Source organism: Nonomuraea fuscirosea, from assembly GCF_035917475.1.
Classification (GTDB): domain Bacteria; phylum Actinomycetota; class Actinomycetes; order Streptosporangiales; family Streptosporangiaceae; genus Nonomuraea; species Nonomuraea fuscirosea.
On sequence record NZ_CP109074.1, the window covers coordinates 9,940,476 to 9,959,070 of the forward strand.

The following is an 18,595-nucleotide window of genomic DNA, read 5'->3' on the forward strand; positions in this document are numbered from 1 at the left end:
GCTCCCAGGATCTTTCCGCGAGGTGCTCCATGACCGAGCAGCCCACACTGGCACAGGTGGCGGCCGCTGCCGGGGTTTCCCCCGCGACCGCATCTCGAGTCCTCACGGGCTCGGTGCGGGTCAGTACCTCGACCCGCCGCCAAGTCTACGACGCCGTGTCCCGCATGGGATACGTCAGGCAACGCGCACCCCGGGGAACGGCCGCCAAGACCATGGCCGACGGCGTCACGGCGGTGATCTGTGACCATCTCCCCCGGCTCTTCTCCGAGCCCTACTACGCCAGGCTCCTGTCCGCCGCCGGCGCGGTGATCGCCGAACACGGCACCCACCTCATGGTGACCACCATCTCCCCCACCTCCTCCACGCTGCCCGCCCTCTCGGGCGCGGTGCTCATCGTGGGCGCCAGGGAACGCCATCCCCTGGCGATCAAACTGTCCACCTCGGGCGTCCCGGTGCGCAACATCGGCCGGCCGCCCCACGACCTCAAGCTCCCGTACGCCGACGTCGACAACCTCGACGGTGGCCGTCAGGCGGCCGAGCACTTCCTGCTGTCCGGCCGCAGAAACGTGGCGGCCATCGGCGGGCCGCCGTCCTTACCCGGCGCCCGAGACCGGCTGGAGGGCCTCGTCCGCACCCTTCAGGCCGCAGGCGCACCCGACGTCCCCGTCGCGTACGGCGACTTCACCGCGGCCTCAGGCACCCACGCCATGCAGTGGCTGTTACGCCACGCCCCAGGTCTGGACGCCGTGTTCGTGGCCTCCGACCTGATGGCGGCCGGCGCCATCCAGGCCCTGCGCAGGGCGGGCCGCAAGGTGCCGACCGACGTCGCGGTGATCGGATTCGACGACGCCCCCGTCGCCAGGCACACCGTGCCCGCCCTGACCACCGTCCGCCAGCCCGTCGAGGAGCTCGCCACCGTCGCCACCCGGCTCCTCCTGACGGGGGCCGCGGGCATCGACCCCGTCCTCCCCACGGAACTGGTCGTCCGTGAGTCGGCTTGAGCCCGGGGACGTACTGGCCCGCAGGTATCTGTTGCTGGACCCGCTGGCCAGAGGAGGCATGTCGGTCATCTGGCGGGCTTTCGACCAGTCGCTGCACCGGATGATCGCGGTCAAGGTGCTCACCGCCTCCCTGCACACCGACTCTGGAGAACGGGTCAGCGTGCGCAGCGAGGCCCGCGCCGCGGCCAGGTTCATCCACCCCGACTCGATCGAGATCTACGACTACGGCGAGACCGTCACCACGAGCGGCGGTGTCGCGGCGTACGTGGTGATGCCGCTGCTCGACGGCACGCCGCTGGCCGAGCGGATCGAACGGGGCCCGCTGCCGTGGCAGGAGGCCGCCTCCATCGCGCTGCGGCTGGCGCGGGTGCTGATGGCCGGGCACGCCCGCGGCCTGGTGCACAGGGACGTGACGGCGGAGAACGTGCTGCTCACCGCGGCCGGCCCCAAACTGCTCGACTTCGGCATCGCGGCCTGGGCCGGCGACCCGGAGGACGACCGCGGCACCCCTCCCTACGTCGCCCCCGAGCGGCTGCTCGGCGCGCCCACCGATCCCGCGGTCGACGTCTACGCCCTCGGCGTGCTGCTGCACACGATGCTCACCGGGCGCACGCCGTACCCGGAGACCACGTGGGAGGAGATCGAGGCGGCCCGCAGGACCGAGCCCCCGCCCAGGGTGGCCGGCGTGCCGAACGCGGTGGCCTCGCTCTGCCAGCGCTGCCTGGCGCGCCTGCCGGAGGAGCGGCCGACGGCGGCGCAGATCGTCTCGGCGCTGACCTCCGCGCTCGGCACCGCGACGCTGGGCCGGCACGTACGGCGCGGGCTCACGGTGGCGGGCTCGGCGGCCATCGCGCTGTCGATTCTGCTCTGGTTCCAGCAGGCCAGGCCGCCTGAACAGCCGCCCGAGCAGCGGGCGGCCGTGCCGCCGCCGACGCCCACGGCCGTCCTGGCCGAGCGCTCGACGGCCACGGCGATCACCGTCGAGCAGGCCGCGGCCGACTTCAGAACGGCGCTGGAGGCCAGGACGCCGTGCGGCGCGACCGACGACGACGTGGTGCTGGACCTGCGGCAGGTCCTGGACGACACGGTGACGCCGCGGCACGGCCCGTCGGAGGTCAGGACGGCGAGCCTGCGCGCCAAGCTCTCCACCCGGCTGCGGGAGGGCCGGCTCACGCCGGCCTGCCTGAGCGAGTTGCAGGCCAGGCTCGACGACATCGACGCCGCCGTACAGCGGGACTGAGGCCGCGGGACGCGAGGCCGGGACGGCGAGAGCGCGCGCGGCGGCGGTGCTTGATTGATGAGGGGTACGGCCGCACCAGCCGTACCCCTCCGTCGCGCGAGCCAGACCCCTCACAATGCGTGGCCCCGCGCGAGCCTCACGGGTGCCTGACGATGATCGCCAGGAGGCGCCCAAGCCTCATGACCTATCGCTTCCCCGGACCCCCGCCACGGGCAGTGTAGTGGGAGCGCTCCCAAAAAGGCAGCCCTAATTATTCGCCATGACCAAGATCGAGTGAAAGTTTCACTGAAGATTGTCGAATCACGAAATGTCGTGATTCAATGCGCTGGCCGGGCGGGCAGGTCGTGGGCAGTTCTCCTCTGTCGTCAGCGCAAGGGAATCCCATGAAGTTATTCAAGTCGGCGGCACTCACCGCCGTCCTCGTCCTCATCACGAGTGTCCTGATGGCTCCAACGCAGGCACAGGCGCACGGAGTGTCGATGTTCCCCGGCGCCCGTACGTTCCTGTGCTGGCAGGACGGCCTGCGGGACAACGGGCAGATCCTCCCCTACAACCCCGCGTGCGCCGCCGCCGTCAACCAGAGCGGCACGACCCCCCTGTACAACTGGTTCGCGGTGCTGCGTTCCGACGGCGCCGGCCGGACCTCCGGATTCATCCCCGACGGGCAGCTCTGCAGCGGCGGCACCGGCGGGCCCTATGACTTCTCGGCCTACAACGCGGTCCGCTCCGACTGGCCGCTGACCCACTTGACCTCCGGGGCCTCCATCACGATGCGGCACAGCAACTGGGCCGAGCACCCCGGGGCGTTCAACTACTACATCACCAAGAACGGCTGGAACCCGAACGGTCCGCTGAAGTGGTCCGACCTGGAGCCGTTCGGCAGCGTCACCAATCCGCCCAAGTCCGGCGGCGCCGGCGGGCTCAACTACTACTACTGGAACGCCCAGCTGCCCTCCGGCAAGAGCGGACGGCACATCATCTACACGCACTGGATCCGTTCGGACAGCAGCGAGAACTTCTACAGCTGCTCCGACGTCGTCTTCGACGGCGGCAACGGCGAGGTGACCGGCGTGGGCCCCGGCGGCAGCACGCCCGACCCCGACCCCGACCCTGACCCCGACCCGACCGACCCCCCGCCCACCGGCGGCTGCACCGCCACATGGAAGGCCACCGACACCGGCTGGGCCGGCCACTTCCAGGGTGAGGTGACCGTGAAGAACACGGGCACCAGCGCGCTGAACGGCTGGACGGTCAAGTGGACTTACAGCGGCGGCCAGGGCTTCGAGGGCCAGCCGTGGAACGGCGTGCTGTCCGCGCAGGCGCCCAACGTGGCGGTCAAGAACGCCACGCACAACGCGCAGCTCGCACCGAACGCCTCCACCACGTTCGGGTTCAACGCCACCGGCTCGGTCCCGAGCCCCGCACCCAGCCTGACCTGCACCAGCCCGTGATCTCAACCCGTCGCGGGCTCGTCGCGGCAGTCGTCACCCTGGCCGGCCTGACCCTGGCCGGGGTGACGTTCTTCGTGTCCAGGCAGCCGTCCACGCAGCTCAACGAGGAGCTCGCCGCCCAGGTGACCCTGATACTCGAACAGGCCTCGCCAGGCGAGCACCACTCCCACGGGCACAGCTTCGACACGGCCGTCGTGTGCGCCGTGGAGCCCTTCGGCACCGAACCCGCGGACGCCACCTCGCTGGTCGAGGTGCGCTGGGTCTACGCCCGGCACATGTGCGCCATCACCGGGCAGAGCAGGGACTGGGCGTCATCTGTCCGGGCCTCGGGCCCGATCGCCGTGAAGATCGACATCCCGCCCCAGGTCAGGGTGCCCGAAGCGGGCGCCGGTTACCCCGAGCGGGTCAGGCGGCTCATCCCCGCGCGCTACCACGAGCAGGCCTTCGCCGAGTTCAGCGACGATGCGGCGATCGACGCGGCGCGGGAGAGGTTCGCGCTGGCGACAGCCGCGAAATGACCCCACAGCACACACAAAACGGACGCGGTCGAGTGGAGGTTCGACCGCGTCCGTCCCATCCGGGCGGGATGGTGTGTGGGGCAGGGATTGTTGGTTGGCCCTCACCTCCTCATACGCAGCCGTCGGCCGGCCGGTTCAGTCGGGTCGTTGGATCCGCCCCCGCCGCTGCTGCGGCGGGGGCGGGTTCGCGGATCAGCCGGGAGCGCAGCTGATCGGATCGGGGGTCGTGGCGGCGCCGCCCGCGATGAAGCCGAACGTGGTGCTCGCGCCGGGCGCGAGAGCGCCGTTCCACGCTTCGTTCCGCACCGTGACCGTGCTGCCGGACACGGTGTGCCGGCCGCCCCAGAGCTGGGTGATCGTGCCCGAGGCGGTCCAGGCGACCGTCCAGGCGCTGATGGGCGACGTGCCGGCGTTCTTGATCGTCACCTCGGCCTGGTACGCGCCGCCCCACGAGTTGACCACCTGGTACGTGGCCGTGCACCCGCCGACGGGCCCGGGGGCGTCGGTGGTGGTGAAGGAGACGCTGTCCGAGGCCGCCGAGGTGTTGCCCGCCGCGTCCCTGGCCACCACGTGGGCGGTGTAGGCCGTGGCAGGGGTGAGCCCGCTCAGGTCGTAGGACGTGCTCGTGGCGGTCGCTACCTTGGTGGACCCCAGGTAGACGTCATAACCGGTCACGCCCACGTCGTCGGTGGAGGCGGCCCAGCTCAGCCTGGCCGAGGTGCCCGTGATCGCGGAGACCGCGGGTTCGCCCGGCTTGCCGGGAGCGCTGGTGTCCTCCTCCACCGGACCCGGGGGCTCACCCCAGATCGTGGTGCCGCCGCTGTGGAGGGTGATGTTCGAGGTGCGCACCGGCGTCGCTCCGGGCGTGGTGGGGATGCTCCGGTAGGACCAGTCGTTGGCCGGATCCCACGTGCCCGCGCTGGTGATCCTGAACTGCACCTCCCTGCGGTGCTGCGACTGCCCGGCGGGCGCGATGGCCTGTCCTGAGCAGTCGACGTTCACGTAGTACGTGCTGCCGCTCGCCTGGCGCACGGTCGGCGCCGCGCACTGCGTGTAGGCCGACGAGACGCTGATCTGCGCCGGGGTCGTCGAGCCGTCGAGGGTGAAGTAGTAGCGGAACGAGCCGTCGGACAGGACCCGGGCGGGCCAGGCCGACTGGTTGCGGACGATGGCCTTGATCTCGGTGAAGCCGTTCCCCGAGGCGTTGACGCCCGCCTCGACGAAGATCTCGGGGCCGTCCGGGGTCTCGGCCACGGGGAAGTTCGCCGCCGGCGCGCCGCCGTACTCCTGGTAGAGCCGGGCCACCGCGCTGGTGAAGCCGGCGTTGTAGTCGGTGGCGACCTCGTTCATGACGTAGTCGTCGCGTTTGTCGGTGTAGGCGTCGTTCGGGTCGGGCGGTCCGCCGACGAGCGCGCCGTACAGGGTGTGACGGGTCTGCTCGGGGTTGGTGATCTGGTCGGTCCACGAGCCGTGCGCCGTACGGTGGTGCGGGTTTCTCGGCGGGTTGGCGCCGAACCCGATCAGGTACGACGAGTTGCGCGGGTTGTCCCCGAGCGCGTAGCCGATCTGCCGGACCGCGAAGTCGTGGTAACGGGCCTTGCGGGTGGCGTCGGTGATCGTGTCACTGTGCACGAGCGCGGCGAACGAGGTGTTGGCCGCGTACCGCAGCGAGCCCCACCGGTCGAGCACGGCCTGGCCACCCGGCGAGTAGGCCACCTTCGACCCGTTCACGCCTACCGTCCACCAGTCGAGCCAGCGGTTGGCGTCGTCGAGGTACTGCTGCTTGCCGGTCAGCTTGTGCAGCAGCACGTACGCGCCGTACGACTTGTCGTCCCAGGCGAGAGTCCACTTGTACGACTTCGTGTTGCTCTGCGGTTCCGTGCCCAGGTTGGCGTAGCCGCTCTCGGCCTTGGCCAGGTAGGAGGCGTCGTTCGTGGCCCGGTAGAGCCAGATCGCGCCCCACACCAGCTCGTCGTTGTAGCCGCTCCACGAGTTGTAGAAACTGGAGGCGTCGGTGATGCACTCGCTGTACTTCTTCCTGACGGTGTCGGCGAAGGAGTACAGCTGCTTGGCGTGCGTCACCAACGTGTCGGCATAAGACGGATTTGTCGGGCGGAAGACGATCGAGGAGGCCGCCATCGCCGCCGCCGTCTCCCCCGCCAGGTCCGACCCGCCGCACGACGCGTCGATCTTGTACGCCGGCCGCGCCATCGCCATCGCCTCGGCCGGGCCCCACCAGGCGTGGTCCGTGCCGCCGCTGCCGACCTGCCCGTAGAGCACGTTCGGCGACGGGTGCGCCTTGACGAAGTAGTCGTTGACGAACTTGAGGTTGTTCAGCAGGTGGGAGAGCTGGCCGGAGGAGGCGTAGGCGTCGCGGTACTCGACCGCGCCCCAGGCCAGCATCGTGGCGGAGAAGGCCATCGGGAAGCCGAACTTGACGTGGTCGCCCGCGTCGTACCAGCCGCCCGTGAGATCGACTCCGGCGTCCTCGCCGTCGTCCAGGCCCGAGTCCCCGCGCCAGGAGACCCGGTTCCAGCCGGGCAGCTCGCCCGACTGCTGGGCCTCGTAGAAGAACAGCGACTTCTGCAGCGCCTCGCCGTAGGCGAAGGCGGGCGCCGCCGCGTCGGCCGGGGCCGCCGGCCCTGCCCCCATCAGGGACAGGACCAGCGACGCCGCGGCTGTGATGGCTGCCTTTCTCACGGGAAGAGCCGCCCGTACTCGGCGAGCGCGACGGCGACGTCCACCTGCGCCCAGAACCGGTGGTAGTTGAAGACCGGCGCGGAGCCGGTGCCGTTCAGGAACGCCTGCACCCGCGGCCAGTCCGGGTCGTCCTCGTAGAACGACCTGATCGACATGAACGTGGAGTTCGAGTTGATCGGGTCGCCGTTGGGCATCTCGCCGCTCCAGCCGGCCGGGACGTACACGGGGTCGTTCAGGCGCTGGTAGTCGGTCTTGGTCTCCGGCACCGACACGCCCTCGGCGTCGCGGTTGTCCCAGACGCCGTCGAGCAGCGCCTTGGCCGTGTCACGGGCCTCGGCGTGGTCGGCCCTGGCCGCGTAGTACATCAGGACCTTGGCGTACGAACCCGCGACGCCCACGTCCTGCGTGTGGTCCACGACGGTCACGTGCAGGCCGGGGTTGGCCGGCGGCATGCCGGAGGCGGAGCTGAAGTTGCCCGCGGGCTGGCCGGTCCAGCGCAGCGTGGACGGGATCTCGTAGCTGCCGTCGGCGTTGATCGTGGTGTTGTCCAGCGCCCACGACACCCACTTGTCCAGCAGCGCCTTGGCGTCGGCGTTGCCGGTGGCGTAGTAGAGCTGCGCCACCCGGTCCATCGTCCACGCCTGGAAGCCGAACCACTGGTTCGACGGCGGGTCGTGGTAGACCGGCTGCCAGTCGTAGGTCATGCCGTGGAACTTCGGCAGCCCGGACGGCGGCGTGGCGTAGTGGCCCTGCCAGCTGTTGGTCGCGCCGCCGGCGATGGCGCCCTCGGCCGACTGCAGCCACGTGTAGAACTGCAGCTGCCTGGTCAGGCTGGTGCTCCAGTCGGTCGCGCCGGTCGAGCTCTTCGGCCGCAGCTCGGTCACGTTGGACAGCGCCCACGCCGCGAACGGGTTCTGGTAGCCGGCGTGGTTGTGGCTGGAGCCGATCCGCCAGGCCCAGCCGGCGCCCGAGTCGGTCGCGCCGCCCCAGGCGTAGTACCAGGACAGCAGGTAGTTGGAGGCGTTCTTGCCGGTGCCCGCCGGGCACGAGGGGCTCGTGCACCCGGGCTGCTTGAAGTACTTGTCGTACATCGCGTAGCGCAGGTAGTCGCCCATCTTGGCCGCCTTGGCCACGGTGGCGGAGATGTCACCGGCCTTGTTCTGCTCCTTGGCCCAGGTCAGCGCCCAGTAGGCGGCCTGGACCGCGCGGGCGTCGGCGTCGGGGGCGTTGGTGTACTTCCACTGCTTGGCGTACGAGGAGTCCTTGATGAACAGGTCCAGGAAGCCGTTCGTGCCGCCGTGGGCGAAGGTGTCGCAGGACGGCTGCGGGATCGTCTCGAAGACCGACTCCTCGGGGCCGCGCTGGTAGGTGTTGATGTAGGCGGGCCTGGTCGTACCGTCGCCGCAGCGGCCGAAGCCGTAGGTGTTGTCGACGTCGAGCAGCCAGTGCATGCCGTAGACGTCGCGGCTGCCGTACGCGCTCTGCAGCTCGCCGGCGATCGGGTCGGTGCCGACGCTGACGCTGGAGTCGATCTGCGTCGGGTAGCTGTTGATCGTGTCGTACTCGGCCGCGTACGTCGCCGGCTTCGAGGGGTCGTAGAAGGAGTTCGTCGGCTGGTCGGCGGTGGCCGGGATGATGTACTTCTCCATCGAGGCCCACGCGGCGTTGAACTTCGACCAGTCGCCGGTCACCTGCCCGTACGTCGCCTCCAGCCACAGGTAGTAGCTGTAGGCCTCGGACGTGGTCTCGTGCCCGTGGTCCGGCGCCTCGACCATGAACGTCTCGATCGAGTGGTACGGCACGCCCTCGGGCGAGAAGTAGCCGTTGGCCGGGTCGTGCAGCTCGTTGTAGAGCTCGACGAAGCGGGCCACGTACTCGTTGTCGCCGCCGACGTCGTCGTCCGCCTCGTTGGCCGTCACGTCGACCGGGGTGTAACCGCTGGCGCTGACCCGGAAGACGGCCGAACCGGCCGTGGTGTCGTCGTCGTCGGCCGCGGCCAGCGTGACGTCCTGCACGGTGTTCCAGTTCGACGACGTGAACGTCCTGGTGGCGGAGCCGGAGACGGTGAGGTCGGCGTCACCGCTGACGCGGGCGACGGAGACGCTCACGTTCGCCGACGGGGCCTGCGACAGCCGCACGCCGAAGGACGCGGTGCCGGTCTCCGGCACGGAGATCGTCGTCGGGCTGACCACGAGCGCCGGGCCCGAGTTCGGTGAGACCGTGATCCCGACCGGGGCGGAGGTGGTGACCAGGCCGCTGTTGTCGGTGGCCCTGGCGGTGATCGAGTAGCTGCCGGCGGCCACGTTCGACCAGGTGTAGGCGTAGGGGGAGGAGGTGTCGGTGCCCAGCAGCGTGGAGCCCTGGTAGAAGTCGACCTTGGCGACGGTGCCGTCGGAGTCGGCCGCGGTGGCGGTGATCGGCACGGTGGCGGGGGCGGTGAACGTCTGGCCCGCGGTGGGCGAGGTCAGCGAGACGGTGGGCGCGTTGCCGGTGGCGCCGCAGGTGACCCCGTTGACGCTGAACGTGGCCGGGCTCGGGTTGCTGCCCGTCCAGGTGCCGTTGAAGCCGATGTTCGTGGAGGCGCCGGTGGCCAGGCTGCCGTTCCACGGCATGTTGGTGCCGGTCACGCGGGTGCCCGACTGGCTCCAGTTGGCGCCCCAGCCGGTCGGGGTGTACCGCTGGCCCGTGGTCGGGAAGTCGAAGGCCAAGGACCACGACGTGATGGGGTCACCGGTGTTCTTCAGCGTGATGTTCGCGGTGAAACCGCCCTGGTTCTGGCCGCTCGTCCACTGGTTGGCCGCGTACGTCACGTCGCAGGCCACCGCGGCCTGGGCGGGAGTGGCCGTGACGGCCGCGGTCGCGCCCGCCACGAGGACGAGGGTCGTCGCCACGGCGAGCCGCCTCGCTAAGCGGGTCAAGAGAATCGGAGGTCTGTGCTTCACGGGGTCTCCATGGGAGTAGGGGTGTGGGAGCGCTCCCAAACGGGATTGTGGGTGCCGTACGGCGTATGTCAACGGAATGGCGTGTCGGTGACCCCCGTGTTTCCTCTCACCAGGCTGCCCGGGATGAAAGTTTCATCTGCGTTAGAGGGCATTCGGCGAGCATGCGGGGCGGCGGAGGCGTCGCGATCAAGCGGGCTCTGTACACGAATCCGACCGCGACAGACCATGGGAGCGCTCCCAGCCACCTAAGCACTGGAGATGATCGCAAGTGAGACTCCACCGCGGCCTCCGCAAATGGGCCGTGACCATGACCGCCGCGAGTGTCGCGGCCTTAGGGCTCGTCGCCGGCCAGAGTACGGCCGCGAACGCCGCCGTCGCCTGCGACGTGACCTACACAGCCAACTCGTGGACGAGCAGCCCTGGTCAGGGCGGTTTCACCGCGAACATCACGTTGAAGAACACCGGCGACCCGATCTCGTCGTGGTCGCTGGCCTTCGACTACCCGACGACCACGCAGAAGTACACCCCCTCGGGCTGGGGCGCCAACTGGAGCCAGTCGGGCACCCGGGTGACCGGCACCAACATGCCGTACAACGGCAGCCTGGCCACGGGCGCCTCGGTCTCGGTGGGCTTCAACGGCACCTGGTCCGGCACCAACCCGGACCCGACCGCGTTCAGCGTCAACGGCACGAGCTGCGGCGGCACCAACCCCACCACCCCGTCGGTGGTCACCTCCGCCAGCGCGGTCGCGGTCAACGAGGGCGGCACGGCCACGTTCACCGCCAGGCTCTCCTCCGCGCCGAGCTCGAACGTGACCGTCACCACCGTGCGCACCAGCGGTGACACGGACCTGACGGTCAGCTCGGGCGGCTCGCTCACCTTCACGCCGTCGAACTGGAACACCGCGCAGACGGTCACCCTGGCCGCCGCACAGGACTCCGACACCACGGCGGGCACCGCCTCGTTCAGCGTCAGCGGCACCGGCGTCACCGGCGCCACGGTGAGCGCCACCGAGGTCGACGACGACGCCACCGTGGAGCAGTCGCTCGTCGTCACCCCGACCTCCGTCACCGTGCCCGAGGGCTCGACCGGCACCTTCACCGTGCGCCTGGCCGCCCAGCCCTCCTCCGGCGTGACCGTCACGACCACGGCGGGCAGCGGCGACAGCGACCTCACCGTCTCCTCCGGGGCCAGCCTGAGCTTCACCACCTCGAACTGGAACACCCCGCAGACGGTCACCCTGGCCGCCGCACAGGACTCCGACAGCGCCGCGGGCAGCCGCACCTTCACCGTCGCCTCCAGCGGCCTGACCTCGCGTACGGTCACCGCCACCGAGGCCGACGACGACGGCGGGCCTGCCCCGGCCCACGTCGAGAACCCGTACTCGGGAGCCACCGGCTACGTCAACCCGAACTGGAGCTCCAGGGCCGCGGCCGAGCCCGGCGGCTCGGCGGTCGCCAACGTCTCCACGGCCGTGTGGATGGACCGCACCGCGGCCATCGCCGGCGCCTCCGGCGCCATGGGCCTGCGCGAGCACCTGGACGAGGCCGTCAGGCAGGACGCCGCCAACGGCTCCACGCCGCTGACCATCCAGGTCGTCATCTACAACCTGCCCAACCGCGACTGCTCGGCGCTGGCCTCCAACGGCGAGCTGCGCATCTCCGAGAACGGCTTCAACCGCTACAAGACCGAGTACATCGACCCGATCGCGGCCATCCTCCGCGAGTCCACGTACGCGAACCTGCGCATCGTCACCATCATCGAGCCCGACTCGCTGCCGAACCTCGTCACCAACCTGGACAGGTTCGCCGACTGCCGCGAGGCCAACGGCACCGGCGGCTACCGTGACGGCGTCCGGTACGCGCTCAACCAGCTGCACGCCATCACCAACGTCTACACCTACATCGACGCCGCCCACCACGCGTGGCTCGGCTGGGACTCGAACTTCCAGCCCTCCGTCAACCTCTTCTACGAGACGGTGGCCGGCGCCACCGCCGGCGTGGACAGCGTGGACGGCTTCATCGTCAACACCGCCAACTACTCCGCGTCGACCGAGCCGTACTTCACCATCAACAGCACGGTGAACGGCACCTCGGTGCGCCAGTCCAAGTGGGTCGACTGGAACTACTACGTGGACGAGCAGTCCTTCGCCCTCGCCCTGCGCACCGCCCTGATCGCCAAGGGCTTCCGCTCCGGGCTCGGCATGCTGATCGACACCTCGCGCAACGGCTGGGGCGGCAGCGCCCGCCCGAGCGGCCCGAGCACCTCGACCAACGTGGACCAGTTCGTCGACCAGTCGCGGACCGACCGCCGCATCCACGCCGGCAACTGGTGCAACCAGAGCGGCGCGGGCCTGGGCGCGCGGCCGACCGCGGCTCCGGCCAGTGGTCTCGACGCCTACGTCTGGATCAAGCCGCCCGGCGAGTCCGACGGCGCCAGCACGGACATCCCGAACGACGAGGGCAAGAGGTTCGACCGGATGTGCGACCCGACCTACCCCGGCAACGAACTCAACGGCAACAACCCGTCGGGCGCGCTGGCCGACGCGCCGCTGTCGGGGCAGTGGTTCTCCGCCCAGTTCAGGCAGCTGCTGCAGAACGCCTACCCGCCGATCAACTGAGAGACCCGGCCGGCCGGCGACCCGCCTGACCCGGGACGCCGGCCGGCCAGAGGGACCCGCCTGACCCGGGTCCCTCGGCAACCGGGAAGGGGCCGGGGCCATCGCGCCCCGGCCCCTTCCTCAGGTCCATCGCACGCGGCGCCAGGTCCGTCGCGCCCGGCCCCTACGCCGGTGCGGCGGCTCTACCGGTGGGCCCGGCGCCACTCCGCGACGATCTCGTCCTCGTCGAAGGGCATCAGGTTGAGCGGCGGCCCCTGCAGCCCCGTCCTGATCGCCGCGCGGATCCGTTCGTTGATCTCCGTCACGATCCGCCTGGCCTCGGTCTCCGACCGGGCCCCGCGCGCCTCGGCCAGCGCCCGCTCGGCGTCCTTGCGCAACGCCAGCGTGGGCGGCAGCGGCATCGACAGCCCCTCGCTCTCGACTTTCTGCTTGATCCACCACATGTCGTCGAGGTGCCGGTCGAGGTTGGGCAGCGGCTTGCCCTTGCCGGGCAGGTCGTCGAACTCGCCGCGCTCCTCGGCCTCCCGGATCTGCCGGTCGATCCAGCTCTCGAAGGGAAGTCCGACGGGCTTGCGCTCGCTCACGGGTGCGCTCTCCTCACGCCAGGTTGTGACTGGGGGCCACGGGGCCGCGCCAGCCGAGCACTGCCTCGGTCATGCGCACGGACGCGACGGTCGCCGCCACGTCGTGCACGCGCAGGATGCGGGCGCCTTTGAGGATGGAGACCACGTTGGCGGCGATCGTGCCCTCCTTCCGCTCCCCCTGGGGGCGGTCGAGCGTCTCGCCGATGAAGTCCTTGTTGGACAGCGCGACCAGCGTGGGGTAGCCGATCGAGGTGATCTCCTCCAGCCGGCGCGTCAGCTCCAGGGAGTGGAAGGTGTTCTTGTTGAGGTCGTGGCCGGGGTCGATGATGATCTTCTCCGGCAGGATGCCGGCCTTGAGCGCGGCCGAGACCCGTTCGCGCAGGAAGTCGGCCACCTCCGACACGACGTCGGCGTAACTCGGCCGGAAGACCCGGCGGCCGGGGCCGCCCAGGCTGTGGGTGACGATGACGCCGGCGCCGGTCTCGGCGGCGACCTCGGCCAGGCCGGGCTCGCGCAGGCCGTTGGTGTCGTTGATGACGTCGGCGCCCGCCTCGACGGCGGCCCTGGCCACCTCGGGGCGGTGGGTGTCGACCGAGATCACCGCGTCGGTGACGGCCCTGACCCTGGCGATGACCGGGGCCACCCGGTCGATCTCCTCCGCGACGTCGATGTGGGCCTGGGCCGCGGAGAAGGCGAAGCCGCCGATGTCGACCCAGTCGGCCCCCTCGGAAACGGCCCGCGTCGCCGCCTCGACCGCGCGGTCGAGCTCGAACGTGCGGCCCTGGTCGTGGAAGGAGTTGGGCGTCCTGTTGACGATGGCCATGATGGCGACCTGGCGCTCGAAATCGAACTCGCGCCGCCCGATGCGCCGGACGGGAGCGATGATCCCGGGGGAAAGCTCTTCGCCGCTCACGTAGTGATCCCTTTCCGTCGTCTTGAGCCTACCTGGCGCTCGGCCAGGTCAGACGGCCAGGGACCCGGCGCCGAGGATCACGTGGCGCGGGTGCGGAAGTCACGTGGTGCGGCGCCGGAACCCGGAGCGGGATCAGGCGGTGAAGCGGCCGGGCGGGCCCCCGCCCGGTGCGGTGACCCGGATGCGCCGCATGCTGCCCGACGCCGTCAGGCCGCTCTCCCGTGGTAACCGCATGGTCAGCAGGACCGTGGTGCCGCCCGGCCCGGTGTGGAAGTCGGCCGCGTCGCACAGCCGCCTGATCAGGTAGATCCCCCGCCCGGTGGCTGACTCGTCGGACGACCGCTTGCCGCCGTTCACGTATGCCTCCGGGATGCCCGCGCCCCGGTCGCTGGTCTCGGAGCGGATCACTCCGTCGACCGTCCACAGCTTGAACCGCCCGTGCCCGCCCGCGTGCTCGATGGCGTTGACCACGCTCTCGTGCACCGCCAGCACGAAGTCGTCGAGCCTCGGGCCGTGCAGCCCGCAGCTTCTGGCCTGCTCGGAGACGGCGTGACGCAGCTTCGTGATGTCCTGGAGAGTGAAGACCTGGGCGATCAGGGTACGCATGCGCTCCTCCGTGCCGTTCCGACACACAGGCCACGCTTCAGGACCCCGCGTGATCTGACATCTTCCCCTGCGGCCGGATCTTACACACAGTCATGTCCTTACGGGCGTCCGCCGATCCCGGTGGCCAGTTCGCGTACGCGGGCCATCGGTCCCCCGTCGGGCGCCAGCGGTGCGGTGTCCATCCCCGCGCCGTCGTGCATGCCTTCGAACAACTCCCGCATGGCCTCGAAGGAGGAGTGGCGCGGGGTCCAGCCGAGCACCTCCCGCGCCCGGTCCGTCCGCATGACCGGGATGCGCAGGAACAGTTCGAGCAGCCCGGGCGCGGCGGGCACGAGCCGCAGGTGCCAGCCGGCGGCCACCGCCGCCCTGGCCAGGCCGCTCGGCACCGGGACCGTGCGGGCGCCGAGCAGTTCGGCGAGGTCGTGCGGGTCGAGCACGGGCTCGGCGGCGATGTTGAACGCGCCCCGCACCTGCCGGGTGACGGCCAGCCGGTAGGCCTCGGCCGCGTCGGCGGCGTGCAGCACCTGCATGCGCAGGCCGGGGATGTCCGGCACGAACGGGATCCGCCCGGCCCGGACCAGCCGCCTGGGCACGAACGGCCCGCCGAACAGCCTGCGCTGCTCGGTCGCCGCGGCGCGCTGGAAGATGAAGCCGGGCCGCATGCGCACGACCCGGACATGGGGATGGTCGTGCTCGAACACGTCGAGCACCCGTTCCACGTAGGCCTTCTCCCGCCCGTACGCCGCCCCCGGCCAGCCGTGCGTGGGCCAGCTCTCGTCGACCGGCCGGTCCTTGGGCCCGGGCGAGTACGCCCCCACGGACGAGGCGTGGACCAGCGCGGGCACGCCCGCCTCCGCCGCGGCGCGGAAGACCCGCATGCTGCCCAGCACGTTGGCCCGCCAGGTGACCGCGGGGTGCCGGGTCGGCTGGAACAGCCAGGCCAGGTGCACCACGGCGTCCGCGCCGTCGAAGATCGGGGTCAGGTCGTCGGTGGCCACGTCGGCCTGCCGCCACTGGGTGCGGTCGACCCGCCAGCCGGGCAGCCGGCGGGCGACTCCGACGATCGAGGTCACGTCCTCGTCCGCGGCCAGCGCGCGGACGACGCTGGTACCGACGTTTCCGGTAGCTCCCACCACGACGACTCTCATGGGTGCTCCGCTGCCCGCCTCCCCGGCCGCGAAACGTGCATCAGCCACCGGCTGACCTGCGACGTTACGGCTGCAGCAGAATCTTCACCGCGCCGTCGGACTTCTTCTGGAACATCTCGTACGCCTGCGGCGCCCGCTCCAGCGGCATCCGGTGAGTGGTCAGATCCATCACGCCCAGCGGGTCGGCGTCATCGGTCACCAGGGGCATCAGCGCGCTGATCCACCTCCTGACGTGCGCCTGGCCCATGCGCAGCGTGATGCCCTTGTCGAACATGCGCAGCATGGGCATCGGGTCGGTCATCCCGCCGTAGACGCCGATGACCGATATCACCCCGCCGCGCCTGACGGTGTCGATGGCCTGGTTGAGCGCCGCCAGCCGGTCCACGCCCGCGTTCGACATGAGCGGCGCGGCCACCGCGTCGGGCAGCAGCCCGGTGAGCGTCTGGGCGATCTTGGCCGCGGTCGAGCCGTGGGCCTCCATGCCGACCGCGTCGATGACCGCGTCCGTGCCGCGCCCGCCGGTGAGCCCGCGGACCTCCCCGGGGACGTCGGTGACCTCGCTCGCGTCGATCACCTCGATGCCGTGGCGGCGGGCCATCTCCAGGCGGGCGGTGACGCCGTCCACGCCGATCACGCGGCGGCCGAGGTGGCGGGCGATGCGGGCGCACATCTGGCCGATCGGCCCGAGGCCGAAGACCGTGACGCTGCCGCCCTCGGGGATCTCCGCGTACGCGACGGCCTGCCAGGCGGTCGGCAGCACGTCGGACAGGTACAGGAAGCGCTCGTCCGGCGGCCCCTCTGGGACCTTGATCGGGCCGAACTGGGCCTCGGGCACCCGCAGGTACTCGGCCTGCCCGCCGGGCACCTGCCCGTAGAGCCTCGTGTAGCCGAACAGGGCGGCGCCCATGCCGTGCTCACGCACCTGGGTGGTCTCGCACTGCGCGTACAGCTCCAGCCCGCACATGTGGCAGTGACCGCAGGCGATGTTGAACGGGACGACCACGCGGTCGCCCGGCCGGATGCCGGAGACCGCGGACCCGACCTCCTCGACGACGCCCATGGGCTCGTGCCCGAGGATGTCGCCCTCGGCCATGAAGGGACCGAGGACCTCGTACAGGTGCAGGTCGGAGCCGCAGATCCCGGTGCTGGTCACTTTGATGACAGCGTCGGTCGGCTCCTTGATCGACGGGTCGGGGACGTCCTCGACCCGCACGTCGCGCTTGCCGTGCCAGGTGACTGCCTTCATCCTCGTCTCCTCAGCCAGAGGTCACAAAAGCCGCATACCCCCACGTAGCTCTCCAAACGGCTCCCACGTCGCGGCGAACGCCTAGACTGCCCCCATGGCGCCGACACCCCTCACCCCTGACGAGGCCGCCCGCTTCCGTGTGACCATGTCCGAATGGCTCGCCAAGGAGCTCGTGGAGAAGGGCTCGGTCCGCCTGTCCGCCGTGGAGGACCCGGAGCTGCAGCGCCACTTCCAGGAGGTGGTGCACCGGGTGAGCGAACAGCTCGGCCGCCCGGTGACCAGCGTGGCCGGCCGGCGTGGCATGACGTTCGAGCTCGGCGCCCAGCCGCTCACCGACCAGGAGCGCCCGCCGCTCACCCCGTGACCGGCCCGTCCTGACCCCTCTCCGCTCCTGCCCCGCACGGTGACGACACCGTCGGGGCCGTTTTTTGTCGTGCCGTGGATCGGCCCCGGCGACCTGGTGTTTCCTCCCGCGTGCCCATGGCCAAGCCGTGGGAGAAGCTTTACACTCTCTGTATTCGATGAGTAACTAGGGGTAGCGACCGACTCGAGAGAGAAGGAGCCGTGCGTATGCCGGTGAGCTTCACCCAGCATTCCCTTGGTTCACGCATTGATCAGCGTCTGAGCGGTTTCCTGGAATCCTGGCGCACCCAGATCTCCGACCCGGGCGTCGAGGCCGCCTACAGTCTGTTGTCCTCGTTCATCCTCGGCGGCGGCAAGCGCGTGCGGCCGCAGCTGTGTTACTGGGGCTGGCGCGGCGCCGGCGGCGACGACTGTGAGGAGATCATCAGCGCCGCCGCCGCCCTTGAGCTGTGCCATGCGGGCCTGTTGATCCACGACGACATCATGGACGGCAGCGAGCTGCGCCGGGGCCGCTCCACCATCCACATGAGCCTGGCCGGGCTGCACGACGGGCCGGGCGCGGAGGCGTTCGGCCGGGCGGGCGGCATCCTGCTCGGCACCCTCAGCCTGGCCTGGTCCGACGCGCTGCTGTCGTCGTGCGGCGTGGAGGGCGCCCGGCTGCGGACGGCGCACCACGTGTTCGACACCATGCGCACCGAGGTCATCAGCGGCCAGTACCTCGACGTGCTGACCCAGCTCCGCTCGGGCGCGACCGAGGCGGAGGCGCTGACCGTGATCCGCTACAAGAGCGCGAAATACACCGTCGAACGGCCGCTGCAGATCGGGGGCGCGCTGGCCGGCGCCCCGCTGGAGCTGCTGGACGAGTACTCCCGCTTCGGCGTGCCCCTGGGCGAGGCGTTCCAGCTGCGCGACGACGTGCTCGGCACCTTCGGCTCGTCGGCGCAGACGGGCAAGTCGGCGCTGGACGACCTGCGGGAGGGCAAGCAGACGGTGATGTTCGCGCACGCCGTGCAGCACGCCTCCCCCGCCCAGCTCGTTCACCTGCGGACCTGGCACGGCAACCAGGCGCTGGACGAGGAGCGCGCCGCGGAGGTGCGGCAGATCCTGATCGACACGGGCGCGCTGGCCAGGGTCGAGGAAATGATCGAGGAACGGGTGGACCAGGCCATGACCGCCCTGGGCCGGGCACAGATCAAGCCGGAGGCCGCCGGCGTGCTGGCCCTCATGGCCGACCAGCTCGCCCACCGCACCACGTAAGGGGAC

The 18,595-nt window shown here is 70.7% G+C and carries 14 protein-coding genes; 7 read left to right on the forward strand and 7 right to left on the reverse strand.

Features of this window, described 5'->3' with window-relative positions; genetic code table 11:
* Positions 1-29: 29 nt before the first annotated feature.
* The 4 genes from OIE67_RS45605 (at position 30) to OIE67_RS45620 (ending at position 4,210) form a co-directional block, all read left to right on the forward strand.
* A complete protein-coding gene (locus OIE67_RS45605) occupies positions 30-1,001 on the forward strand; it encodes a LacI family DNA-binding transcriptional regulator (protein WP_106246034.1) in 972 nt (323 codons plus the stop codon).
* Positions 988-2,241: a serine/threonine-protein kinase gene (locus OIE67_RS45610; RefSeq protein WP_146178374.1), complete on the forward strand. Its 1,254-nt coding sequence runs from the start codon at positions 988-990 to the stop codon at positions 2,239-2,241. The genes OIE67_RS45605 and OIE67_RS45610 overlap by 14 nt, the downstream gene beginning before the upstream one ends.
* 383 nt (positions 2,242-2,624) lie before the next feature.
* The gene (locus tag OIE67_RS45615; protein WP_106246031.1) at positions 2,625-3,692 is read left to right on the forward strand and encodes a lytic polysaccharide monooxygenase auxiliary activity family 9 protein; all 1,068 of its coding nucleotides are present in this window, start codon (positions 2,625-2,627) and stop codon (positions 3,690-3,692) included.
* On the forward strand, positions 3,689-4,210 hold the full coding sequence (locus OIE67_RS45620; protein WP_326632326.1) for a hypothetical protein: 522 nt from the start codon (positions 3,689-3,691) through the stop codon (positions 4,208-4,210). Before OIE67_RS45615 ends, OIE67_RS45620 begins: the two co-directional genes overlap by 4 nt.
* Before the next feature lie 192 nt (positions 4,211-4,402).
* Here the strand turns inward: OIE67_RS45620 and OIE67_RS45625 are convergent, their stop codons facing one another.
* Complete coding sequence (locus OIE67_RS45625; RefSeq protein ID WP_407674932.1) at positions 4,403-6,862, reverse strand: glycoside hydrolase family 9 protein; 2,460 nt, start codon at positions 6,860-6,862, stop codon at positions 4,403-4,405.
* 44 nt (positions 6,863-6,906) lie between these two features.
* Positions 6,907-9,801 (reverse strand): glycoside hydrolase family 48 protein, encoded by a 2,895-nt coding sequence (locus OIE67_RS45630; protein ID WP_326632327.1) that lies wholly within the window; start codon positions 9,799-9,801, stop codon positions 6,907-6,909.
* Positions 9,802-10,159: 358 nt separating this feature from the next.
* Between OIE67_RS45630 and OIE67_RS45635 the strand changes: the two genes are divergently transcribed.
* A complete protein-coding gene (locus OIE67_RS45635; protein WP_326632329.1) occupies positions 10,160-12,472 on the forward strand; it encodes a glycoside hydrolase family 6 protein in 2,313 nt (770 codons plus the stop codon).
* A gap of 182 nt (positions 12,473-12,654) precedes the next feature.
* Here OIE67_RS45635 and OIE67_RS45640 read toward each other — a convergent pair whose 3' ends face one another.
* The 5 genes from OIE67_RS45640 to OIE67_RS45660 form a co-directional block, all read right to left on the reverse strand.
* Positions 12,655-13,056 carry a DnaJ family domain-containing protein gene (locus OIE67_RS45640; RefSeq protein WP_106246028.1) on the reverse strand — a complete coding sequence of 134 codons (402 nt, stop codon included), beginning with the start codon at positions 13,054-13,056 and terminating at the stop codon, positions 12,655-12,657.
* A gap of 13 nt (positions 13,057-13,069) precedes the next feature.
* Positions 13,070-13,969, reverse strand: a complete 900-nt coding sequence (folP, locus tag OIE67_RS45645) for a dihydropteroate synthase (protein ID WP_326632333.1) — start codon at positions 13,967-13,969, stop codon at positions 13,070-13,072.
* A 132-nt stretch (positions 13,970-14,101) separates the two neighbouring features.
* Positions 14,102-14,575 carry an ATP-binding protein gene (locus OIE67_RS45650; protein ID WP_326632334.1) on the reverse strand — a complete coding sequence of 158 codons (474 nt, stop codon included), beginning with the start codon at positions 14,573-14,575 and terminating at the stop codon, positions 14,102-14,104.
* Positions 14,576-14,673: 98 nt separating this feature from the next.
* Positions 14,674-15,723 carry an NAD-dependent epimerase/dehydratase family protein gene (locus OIE67_RS45655; RefSeq protein ID WP_326632336.1) on the reverse strand — a complete coding sequence of 350 codons (1,050 nt, stop codon included), beginning with the start codon at positions 15,721-15,723 and terminating at the stop codon, positions 14,674-14,676.
* 64 nt (positions 15,724-15,787) lie between these two features.
* Entirely contained in the window at positions 15,788-16,969 is a 1,182-nt protein-coding gene (locus OIE67_RS45660) for a zinc-dependent alcohol dehydrogenase (RefSeq protein WP_326632337.1), read from the reverse strand.
* A gap of 94 nt (positions 16,970-17,063) precedes the next feature.
* Here OIE67_RS45660 and OIE67_RS45665 point away from each other — a divergent pair, with 94 nt between their 5' ends.
* Both OIE67_RS45665 and OIE67_RS45670 read left to right on the forward strand, forming a co-directional pair.
* The gene (locus OIE67_RS45665) at positions 17,064-17,333 is read left to right on the forward strand and encodes a hypothetical protein (protein WP_106246021.1); all 270 of its coding nucleotides are present in this window, start codon (positions 17,064-17,066) and stop codon (positions 17,331-17,333) included.
* A gap of 206 nt (positions 17,334-17,539) precedes the next feature.
* Positions 17,540-18,589 (forward strand): polyprenyl synthetase family protein, encoded by a 1,050-nt coding sequence (locus OIE67_RS45670; RefSeq protein ID WP_326632340.1) that lies wholly within the window; start codon positions 17,540-17,542, stop codon positions 18,587-18,589.
* Positions 18,590-18,595 lie beyond the last annotated feature (6 nt).